10 protein-coding genes are annotated in these 9,553 nt (G+C 31.6%); 8 read left to right on the top strand and 2 right to left on the bottom strand.

All coding sequences use genetic code 11. The features are described from left to right. Positions 1-217 precede the first annotated feature (217 nt). From ACI32A_RS05385 to ACI32A_RS05365, 5 genes are all read left to right on the top strand, one after another. Positions 218-679, top strand: a complete 462-nt coding sequence (locus tag ACI32A_RS05385; RefSeq protein ID WP_439754012.1) for a CDP-alcohol phosphatidyltransferase family protein — start codon at positions 218-220, stop codon at positions 677-679. Positions 680-723: 44 nt separating this feature from the next. Continuing rightward, complete coding sequence (locus ACI32A_RS05380) at positions 724-1,323, top strand: helix-turn-helix domain-containing protein (protein ID WP_439754011.1); 600 nt, start codon at positions 724-726, stop codon at positions 1,321-1,323. A 33-nt stretch (positions 1,324-1,356) separates the two neighbouring features. Then, positions 1,357-2,142 (top strand): MerR family transcriptional regulator, encoded by a 786-nt coding sequence (locus ACI32A_RS05375; RefSeq protein WP_439754010.1) that lies wholly within the window; start codon positions 1,357-1,359, stop codon positions 2,140-2,142. A gap of 15 nt (positions 2,143-2,157) precedes the next feature. Further along, positions 2,158-2,790, top strand: a complete 633-nt coding sequence (locus ACI32A_RS05370; RefSeq protein WP_439754009.1) for a GyrI-like domain-containing protein — start codon at positions 2,158-2,160, stop codon at positions 2,788-2,790. Between the two features lie 112 nt (positions 2,791-2,902). Then, positions 2,903-3,280: a hypothetical protein gene (locus ACI32A_RS05365; RefSeq protein ID WP_439754008.1), complete on the top strand. Its 378-nt coding sequence runs from the start codon at positions 2,903-2,905 to the stop codon at positions 3,278-3,280. Between the two features lie 4 nt (positions 3,281-3,284). On the opposite strand, the gene ACI32A_RS05360 is transcribed toward ACI32A_RS05365, so the two are convergent. Both ACI32A_RS05360 and ACI32A_RS05355 read right to left on the bottom strand, forming a co-directional pair. Continuing rightward, the gene (locus ACI32A_RS05360) at positions 3,285-3,884 is read right to left on the bottom strand and encodes an AAA family ATPase (RefSeq protein WP_439754007.1); all 600 of its coding nucleotides are present in this window, start codon (positions 3,882-3,884) and stop codon (positions 3,285-3,287) included. Then, positions 3,874-5,229: an MATE family efflux transporter gene (locus ACI32A_RS05355; RefSeq protein WP_439754006.1), complete on the bottom strand. Its 1,356-nt coding sequence runs from the start codon at positions 5,227-5,229 to the stop codon at positions 3,874-3,876. Before ACI32A_RS05355 ends, ACI32A_RS05360 begins: the two co-directional genes overlap by 11 nt. A gap of 260 nt (positions 5,230-5,489) precedes the next feature. Between ACI32A_RS05355 and ACI32A_RS05350 the strand changes: the two genes are divergently transcribed. Genes ACI32A_RS05350 through ACI32A_RS05340 form a run of 3 tightly spaced genes read left to right on the top strand, consistent with a single transcriptional unit; the run spans position 5,490 to position 9,415 of the window. Further along, a complete protein-coding gene (locus ACI32A_RS05350) occupies positions 5,490-5,924 on the top strand; it encodes a MarR family winged helix-turn-helix transcriptional regulator (protein ID WP_439754005.1) in 435 nt (144 codons plus the stop codon). Between the two features lie 7 nt (positions 5,925-5,931). Next, the gene (locus tag ACI32A_RS05345) at positions 5,932-7,614 is read left to right on the top strand and encodes an ABC transporter ATP-binding protein (protein ID WP_439754004.1); all 1,683 of its coding nucleotides are present in this window, start codon (positions 5,932-5,934) and stop codon (positions 7,612-7,614) included. Further along, positions 7,604-9,415, top strand: a complete 1,812-nt coding sequence (locus ACI32A_RS05340) for an ABC transporter ATP-binding protein (RefSeq protein WP_439754003.1) — start codon at positions 7,604-7,606, stop codon at positions 9,413-9,415. The genes ACI32A_RS05345 and ACI32A_RS05340 overlap by 11 nt, the downstream gene beginning before the upstream one ends. The last annotated feature ends 138 nt before the right edge of the window (positions 9,416-9,553 follow it).

The raw sequence follows: 9,553 nt of genomic DNA, 5'->3' as shown, positions 1-9,553 counted from the left end.
AATAGACCCCTAAAATTTCCCCCTAAATTCAGACCCCCAGAAACTTTGGATACCCATTGTTTAGTGTGACTTAAATGAGTCACACTTTTTTTCTTCTTTGTCATAATTTGAAGAAATTTTGAGGTTTAAATTAAAAAATTGTCACTTATAATTTTATATAATACAAAAAAGTCAAGTGAAACTTTTTCTTGTCTTTTTTCTATGCGAAAATAAAGTTATGGCAAATACAATCACGTTGATTCGAATATTATGTAGTCTTATTTTATTATTTTGTCCTATGAATTGGTTTTATTTTTTTTATTTAGTTGCTGGAATTAGTGATGGATTGGATGGATGGATTGCTCGAAAAACACATACAGAAAGTGAATATGGCGCAAAACTTGATAGTATTGCTGATTTTTGTTTACTGGTTGTATGCTGTATTCGACTCATTCCCATTCTTTCTTTTCCAACTTGGATATATTTTTGGATTTTATGTATTGGAATTTGTAAGGGAAAACATATGCTTCATCAATTTGGTGAGTATAATCATCATAGACTCAATAAAATCATGGGATTTCTGCTTTATATTTTTCCATTCACAATCTCTATAATAAATCCTGTTTATTGTGCTATTGGATTATGTTTAGTCGCTACTATGATTTTGATTATAGAAAAATATTCTCTTTTTTGTAGATAGGTATTTTTAAAAATCTTCTATAAGATAAAGGCAGGAGGAATAGTATGAATCAAAATCAAATTTCAGAAATTATTCGAAACAATCGAGAAAAAAGAAAAATGACACAAATGGATTTGGCAAAACAATTATATGTTAGTGATAAAACCATTTCAAAATGGGAAACTTCAAAAAGTTGTCCTGATTTAGAAATGATGGAAGCCATTGCTCGTGTCTTTCAAATGTCTATTTTTGAATTTTTATCCAATCAAATAATTGAAACTACAAACAAACAAGGCAATTGTTTAAAAGCTCATTTTTATGTTTGTCCCATTTGTGGAAATGTATTATGGACTTTGTCTGAAAGTATGGTTCACTGTCATGGAATATCTTTGTCTTCTTTACAAGCCCAGAAAACAAATGAAGATCATTTTATTTCTATTCAAAAAATAGAAAATGAATATTTTGTTTCGATTTCTCATGAAATGACAAAAAAACATTATATTTCGTTTATTGCTGCTGTATCTTCTAATCGAATTCAATTCGTAAAATTGTATCCAGAACAAAATGCAGAAGCATATTTTAAAATCGATGGAGTAAAATTTATTTATTTTTATTGTAACCAGGAAGGATTGTTCAAAAAAAGAATTGACTATACCATGATGTAAGACAGTACACTGAAAATACCTTCGGAGGAAATTATGTTAAAGATTGGAGATTTTTCAAGACTATCTAGAGTGAGTGTTCGCATGTTAAGATATTACGATGATATGAATTTGATTAAACCTGTGCAAGTACATGCCAATGGATATCGATATTATGATGAATCACAGTTGTTGTTGATGACAAAAATCAAGGCGTTAAAAGACATGGGTTTTTCACTTGCCAGGATTCAAAAATTAATAGAATCAAATGATATGCAGGAATGGGAGTCTTTTTTTTGTAAACAAAGAGAAGAATTGTTGCTTCAAATTCAAGAAATGCAATATCGTCTGCAACTATTAAACACGTCTCTAGAGAAAATTAGAAAGGATAATAAAATGAAATATAGTTGTTGTAAGAAAATAATTCCTAAAAGAAATGTTGCAAGTGTACGACAAATCATTCCTTCTTATCAGGAAGAAGGAAAATTGTGGCATTTATTGTTTCAGGAACTACAAACGATGCCTTGTGGATCTTGTATGGCGATTTTACATGATAAAGAATATCGAGAAGAATATGTGGATGTAGAAGTACAAGTGGAAGTCAAAGAATGTAAAGAAAATACAGAGCATATTGTCTATAAAACAGAAAAAGAAATAACAGTTGCCAGTATTACATTTAAAGGATCGTATTCTCAATTCAGTGAAGTGATTGCTTATGTAGTGCAATGGATTTGTGATAATGGATTTCAAATGAGTGGACCTATAATGAATATATATCATGTCGGACCCGATAAAACACAAAACCCAGATGAATTTGTGACAGAAATTTGTTGTCCAATATAAAACATTGAGGGAACTATGACATTTGATTTCAAGAAAGAATATAAAGAATTATATATGCCAAATAATAAACCGGAAATTATAAATGTTCCAAAATTTAATTACATTGCGATTCAAGGGAAAGGCAATCCCAATGAGAAAGGAGGTTCATATCAACAATCCATTCATATTTTATATGCTATTGCATATACTATAAAAATGAGTTATAAGACCGATTATAAAATGGAAGGATTTTTTAAATTTGTTGTTCCACCTTTAGAGGGCTTTTGGTGGCAAGAGGATGTACAGAATGTAGATTATGCAAATAAATCAACTTTCAACTGGATTTCCGTTATTCGTTTGCCAGATTTTGTTTCGAAAACTGATTTTGACTGGGCAAAAGAAATGACAACGAAAAAGAAGAAACTAGATTGTTCATCTGTGCAGTTTCTTACCATTGATGAAGGATTATGTGTTCAAATGATGCATATAGGTTCTTTTGATGATGAGTCGGTTACTGTTAGTCTTATGGATATGTATTTAGAACAAAACGGATATACGAATGATATAAATAAAAATCGCTTACATCACGAGATTTATTTATCAGATGCAAGAAAAGTTCCTTTAGAGAAATGGAAAACTATCATTCGGCATCCAATTAAGATAGCATAAAATATTTTAGAAGTTGTGGATAATGAGTGAGTTTAGAGCGTCTCATAGAAAGATCGACGAAAAGAAAAGTTTACCGTATCGTCCTTATCATACACATGACTAGCTTCAGCCTTTGAAAAAAGGAGAAAAAACACAAACGAATATTGAAATATGGCCGACTTCGATCATTATTCCTAAAGGATATCGTTTAGGAGTTAACATTTCAGAAAAAGATTTCAAGTTTACTGCTTCTAATTTAAAAAGTAAAGTTGATATCAGTCATTATTTAAAAAATCCTAAATTGATTATGGGAATGATGAGAAAACTTCCAATGAATGAGTTATATAAAATTCTTACTTATGAAAAAGTATGGACAGGAAATGCGATGTATACGCATAAAATGGATATGAAACGAAAAGAGTTTTCTGGTATTACAACGATATACTCACAAGCTGATAATCGATCATATCTTCTTTTGCCTGTTATCCTAAGTACAAAACAGTCACAGTAATACACTACTGTGGCTGTTCATTATTATTATATAAATGGATGATAGTTTGTACACAACAATTAATGCCTAAGCGGCCACTGTCTAAACAAATATCATAATTTTGGGCATGTCCCCATTTCATATTGGTATAAAAACGATGATAAGCGGATCGGCGTTTGTCTTTATCTTTTATTCTTTGTTCTATAGATTGTTCTCTTTGACCATATACTTCTAAAATTCTCTTACTTCTAAATTTTAAACTCGCATGAACAAAGACTTTTAAACATTCCGTAGTATCTTTTAAAATAAAATCAGCACAGCGTCCAACAATGACACAAGGACCTTGTGAAGCTAAATCTTGAATGACTTTATATTGAAGATTCCATAAATAATCTTCATTTGATGGCCCGAAAGCTCGATTGGAAAAAGCAGCAGATAAAAATCCACTTGGAGAATATTCACTGGCTTCTTGAATATATTCAGGACTAAAACCACTTTCAGTTGCGATTTTCTGAATTAATTCGCTATCATAACAGGGAATATTTAATTCTTGGGCAACTTTACGTCCAATGGTTCTTCCTCCACTTCCAAATTCACGAGAAATAGTAATGACTTTATAGTTCATATTTTGCTCCTTTCAATTCTTTGAATGTTTTGATAATCAAATACAATGCAATCACAAAAGTTAAAATATCCGATACAGGCATAGAATATAGAACACCATCTAAGGCAAAAAATTTCGGTAAAATTAAGGCAAATCCCACTCCAAATACAATTTCACGAACCATTGATAAAATAGTCGATTCCATAGCTTTTCCCATAGCTTGTAAGAAAATAAAACAAGCTTTATTCACACATGCAAATACAATCATGCATAAATAAGTTCGAAAGGCTTTAATCGCAAATGTTGTATAGTAACTACTTTCATTGGCGGCTCCAAAGATATTAATCAATTGTTGAGGGAAGAATTCAACAATGATTAAAGAAATGAATCCAACAAGTGCTTCATACAACAATAATTTTGTGAATAATTCTTTGACTCGATTCTTTTTATTGGCACCAATATTAAATCCAACTACAGGTATACAACCAGCTGCCATTCCTACAACAATAGAAATCACAATCTGGAAAAATTTCATAACAATTCCAACGACGGCCATAGGAATTTGCGCATACATTTCTTGTCCAAAGACTGGATCTAAAGCCCCGTATTTTCGAATCATATTATTAATGGCTGCCATTGAAAATACCAAACTAATTTGAGATAAGAAACTTGTAATTCCCAATATTAGTGTATGTAAACAAATTGAAACATTGATTTTAAAATCACGGATAGCTGGTTGAATAATTTTCATATGTGTTAAATACCAAATTGATAATATGGCTGTAACAATTTGTCCAATAACAGTCGCAACAGCGGCTCCCATCATGCCCCATTTAAAAATAAAAATAAAAATTGGATCTAAAATAATATTAACAATGGCTCCACAAAGAGTGGCAATCATCGCAAATCTTGGATTTCCATCAGCTCGAATAACAGGATTCATTGCTTGTCCAAACATATAGAATGGAATACCTAAAGTGATATAAAAGAAGTATTCTTTGGCATATCCATAGGTTTCGACATTAACGGTTCCACCAAACATCGTAATGATTTGTTTTGAAAAAATTAAATAAATAGCACTTAAAATCAAACTCGAAATAATACACATCACTACAGAATTTCCAACACTTTGTTTGGCTTCATGGATTTCTTTTTTTCCTAGACAAATGCTGACAAAAGCACAGCATCCATCACCAATCATAACGGCAATGGCCAGGGCAACAATTGTTAAGGGGAAGACTACTGTATTGGCGGCATTTCCAAAACTTCCTAAATATGTCGCATTGGCAATAAAAATCTGATCGACGATGTTGTATAAAGCACCAACTAATAGAGAAATAATACAAGGAATTGCGTATTGTTTCATAAGTTTGCCTATTTTCTCTGTGGCTAAAAATTGATTTGAATTTTCCATTTTCTTTCCGTCCTTTCATAAAAAAAGCTTATAAACGCTGGATTTACGCTTATAAGCTACTCGCAAAAAAAAACGCATAGAAAGTGCTGGATTTACGCACATTTGCTACACGCAAGAAAATAATAAATCATTTTTACAAATTTGTCAAGGTACCTTGATATAGGGTGGTGATTATGCTAATATCAAGGTACCTAAAGAAAAGGAGACATACTATGAATGAACATGACATCAATAAAGAGCTCATTATCCATTTTCGAAATATTAATCACGTTATGCGATCTTTATTTGAAGGAAAAGGAAGTCAAAGTCAGGTTCTAATTGTTTTATTGGAATCTGGTCCTATGACACAGCGAAAACTTACAGAAATATTGGGCATTCAACCGGGATCAGTTAGTGAAGTGTTGTCTAAATTAGAAAGTTCTCATTTCATTGAAAGAAAAATATCTCAATTGGATCGAAGAACAACAGATGTAACGTTAACATCACAAGGTTTGAAACAGGCACAAATGGCAAGTGATATACGAAAAAAGCGACATGAAAATATGTTTTCTTGTTTAAATATACAAGAAAAAGAAATTCTTCTTGGATTATTGGACCAAGTTACAAGTGACTGGGAAATTCGATTTAAAGATAAAATAAAAAAATAGGTGAACTATGTGGAAATACATCAAAAGATATTTGCCCTATTCCATTATTGCCGCTTTATTCATGATTAGTGAAGTCTGTGTCGATTTAATTCAACCTTCAATCATGGCCAGCATTGTCGATGATGGCGTATTAAAAGGAAATATGGATTGGGTATGGAAACTTGGATTCATCATGATTTGTGTTGTTTTGTTTGGAGGACTTTGTGGAAGCATGAACAATGTGTTTGTACATATTAGTGGACAAAACATTGGAAATGATATTCGAAAAGATGCCTTTAAGCGCATTATGAATTTATCTTTTCAACAAGTGGATCAATATACAACGGGTTCATTAGTCACAAGAATGACAAACGATATTACACAAGTACAAAATTTTGTTTCATTATTTGTTCGAGGCATGATTCGTACGACTTTATTATTAGCTGGAAGTATTTTCTTTATGTATCGAATCAATATTATTTTTGGACAAATTGTGACATTGGCTTTTCCTTTTATTGTGGGTACATTACTCTATTGTTTATGGAAAGCTAATCCATTATTTCTTCAACTTCAATCTCAACTAGATTCCATTAATTCTATTTTGCAAGAAGACATATTGGGAATTCGAATTATTAAAGCATGTGTGAAAGAAATATATGAAAAAATTCGTTTTTCAAAAGCCAATGACAATTTAATTCATACACAACTACATGTATTATTAATATTTGCGTTTATGAATCCTATCATTGATGCTTTGATTTATATTGTCATTGCGTTGATATTAAAAGCAGGAGCGATTCAAATTTTGTCTATTGGACAAATCATGGCCGGTATTACATATACAACTCAATTATTAAATGGGATTATGTCCTTGACAATACTTCTTCAAAACATTTCCAGGGGTTATGTTTCCTGGAAGCGTGTAAAAGAATTGTTATGCCAGGAACCACAAATTGAAGATGGAACACAAAAAAATTTGAAACAAGAAGGTGAAATTGAATTTCAAAATGTTTCATTTTCTTATACAAAGAATAGCCATAAAATATTAAAAAATATCAATTTAAAAATAAAACCCGGACAAAGTGTAGCTATTTTGGGAGCGACTGGATGTGGAAAAAGTACTTTAGTGCATTTAATTTGTCGTTTTTATGATGTAGATGAAGGAAGAATTCTTATCGATGGCATAGATGTAAGATCCTATAAACAAAAAGAATTACGAGATAAAATTGCGATTGTTCTACAAAAAAATGAATTATTTAACACAACGATTCAAGAAAATATTGCCTGGGGAAATGAAAAAACAAGTCTTGAAGAGATTCAAGAAGCTGCCTCTATTGCGCAAGCCCACTTTATTTCAGATTATCAGCAAATGGTACAAGAAAGAGGAATGAGCTTGTCAGGTGGACAAAGACAAAGAATTTGTATTGCTCGTGCTATTGTGAAGAAAGCAGAAATCTTAATTTTAGATGATGCGACAAGTGCATTAGACTTAAAAACAGAAAAAGATTTACTAGATGCCCTTTCTTCTTTTCATCAAACTAAAATTATTGTCACGCAACGAATTGCCTCAGCAATGCGAGCCGATTTTATTGTGGTCTTAAAAAAAGGAAGAATTGAATCCATTGGAAAACACGAAGACTTATTGAAAAACAGTAAAACATATGTTGATATTTTCCAATCGCAATGTAAGGAGGAAGACTATGGACAATAAAAACCGAATTCTGGAAAGAAATATTCCTGGAATGAATCGAGGGTCTCGTTTTGTCAGTGTTGAATATGCTGAAAATATTGGAGGAACCATAAAAAGAATTTTGAACTATTTTGGAAAAGAAAAGAAATTAGTGATAACCATGTTTTTAGTAGTTGTGGCTGGAACATTCAGTGGAATCTATGCTCCCAGTGAACAAAGCCATGTTATTGATATTATTTCTGGTCAAAGACAAGGTATTTTAAATCAGACGATTGTTATTATGTTACTAAGTTATTTATGCTATAGTTTATCGCAACTTTTTCAAGGTCGCATCTGTGCACATTTATCCCAGCGAATCGTCAAACAAATACGCGAAGAATTATTTGGAAAAATGATGAATTTACCTGTTTCGTATTTAGATGCACATAGTCATGGAGATGTGATGAGTGCAATGACAAATGATATTGAAAATATATCTACAACCATTTCACAATCTCTTCCTTCATTGTTTTCTGGAATATTAACTATTTCAGGCACGGTTATTGTGATGATTTATTATTGCTGGCAACTCGCTTTTTTAAGCTTTTTTACAGTTCTGTTAACTGTTTTTGTGACTCGTTTCTTATCCGCAAAAGTTCGAAAACATTCTCGATTGCGACAAGCTTTATTAGGACAATTAAATGGTTGTGTCGAAGAAATGATTTCCAGTTATGCTTCTGTTGTGGCATATAATCAACAAGAAAAAACAATCGAAAGATTTTGTCAAACGGCCAATCAATTAACTAAAGCCGGTATAAAAACCGATGCTTTTAGTGGCGTTATGGGACCTGTTATCAATTGTATTGGAAACATTGGTTTTGTGATTATTGCTGCTTTTGGAGGAATTTTTTCAATTAAGGGATATATATCAGTTGGTGTGATTTCTGCCTTTATTGTATATGCCAAGCAATTTAGTCGACCTATTAATGAAATTTCTCAAGTATATGGTCAACTTCAAACAGAAATTGCAGGAGCTGAAAGAGTGTTTACGATTTTGGATGAACAAGAAGAAAATATGAAAGGAGAAGAATTTAATTCAAATCAAGATACATCCGTGACTTTTGATCATGTGAATTTTTCTTATGTAAAAGATAAACCTGTCATTAAAGATTTTTCTTTAAATATTCCTTCTTGTAAAAAAATTGCACTTGTTGGCGCAACTGGCAGTGGAAAAACAACGATTGTGAATTTATTGATGCGTTTCTATGACATTGATTCTGGTCAAATTAAAATTGAAAACCAGGATATTCAATCTCTTTCTTTATCGGCTCTTCGAAACAATGTAGCCATTGTTTTACAAGATACTTTGTTGTTTTCCGATACAATTTATCAGAATTTAATCTATGCCAATGAACAAGCCAATATGGAAGACATATTAAAAGCCATCGAAATGAGTCAATGCCAAGAATTAATAGAACAATTTCCTGAAGGCTTAGAAACATATTTAACAAGTGCTGGAAAAAAATTATCCACTGGGCAACGTCAATTATTAGCGATTTGTCGTGCCTTTGTAGCCAATCCTAAAATCTTAATATTAGATGAAGCTACATCGAATGTAGATACAAGAACCGAAAAAGCCATTCAAAATGCAATGCAGGAAATTATGAAAAATCGTACAAGTATTATCATCGCTCATCGATTAAGTACCATTCGAGATGCCGATATCATTGTCGTTATGGATCACGGTCATATTATTGAAATGGGAAATCATCGGGATTTACTAAAACAAAAAGGAAAATATTATCAATTAATTCAAACACAATACGCCGGTTTTGCTATATAAAGTGCCTGGCAACCATCTATTGACAAATTGACAACTAAACTTGGTAGAAATCAAGTGAGATTTTCTATATGATGAAGACAGTTGGTAGTGTAAAAAATTTATGAAAAAAAAGATAAAAAATAAAATCGATGATTTACT

Origin of the sequence: Floccifex sp., assembly GCF_051873555.1 — a bacterium.
GTDB lineage: Bacteria > Bacillota_I > Bacilli_A > Erysipelotrichales > Erysipelotrichaceae > Floccifex.
Note: the sequence above shows the minus strand (reverse complement) of the source record. Positions and strands in the feature narration are given on the sequence as shown.

Bases quoted from the DNA above. Each gene is read 5' to 3' on its own strand.
- ACI32A_RS05350 (WP_439754005.1), top strand. From the start codon at position 5,490: ATGAATGAACATGACATCAATAAAGAGCTCATTATCCATTTTCGAAAT.
- ACI32A_RS05340 (WP_439754003.1), top strand. From the start codon at position 7,604: ATGGACAATAAAAACCGAATTCTGGAAAGAAATATTCCTGGAATGAAT.
- ACI32A_RS05360 (WP_439754007.1), bottom strand. From the start codon at position 3,884: ATGAACTATAAAGTCATTACTATTTCTCGTGAATTTGGAAGTGGAGGA.
- ACI32A_RS05375 (WP_439754010.1), top strand. From the start codon at position 1,357: ATGTTAAAGATTGGAGATTTTTCAAGACTATCTAGAGTGAGTGTTCGC.
- ACI32A_RS05385 (WP_439754012.1), top strand. From the start codon at position 218: ATGGCAAATACAATCACGTTGATTCGAATATTATGTAGTCTTATTTTA.
- ACI32A_RS05380 (WP_439754011.1), top strand. From the start codon at position 724: ATGAATCAAAATCAAATTTCAGAAATTATTCGAAACAATCGAGAAAAA.
- ACI32A_RS05370 (WP_439754009.1), top strand. From the start codon at position 2,158: ATGACATTTGATTTCAAGAAAGAATATAAAGAATTATATATGCCAAAT.
- ACI32A_RS05345 (WP_439754004.1), top strand. From the start codon at position 5,932: ATGTGGAAATACATCAAAAGATATTTGCCCTATTCCATTATTGCCGCT.
- ACI32A_RS05355 (WP_439754006.1), bottom strand. From the start codon at position 5,229: ATGAAACAATACGCAATTCCTTGTATTATTTCTCTATTAGTTGGTGCT.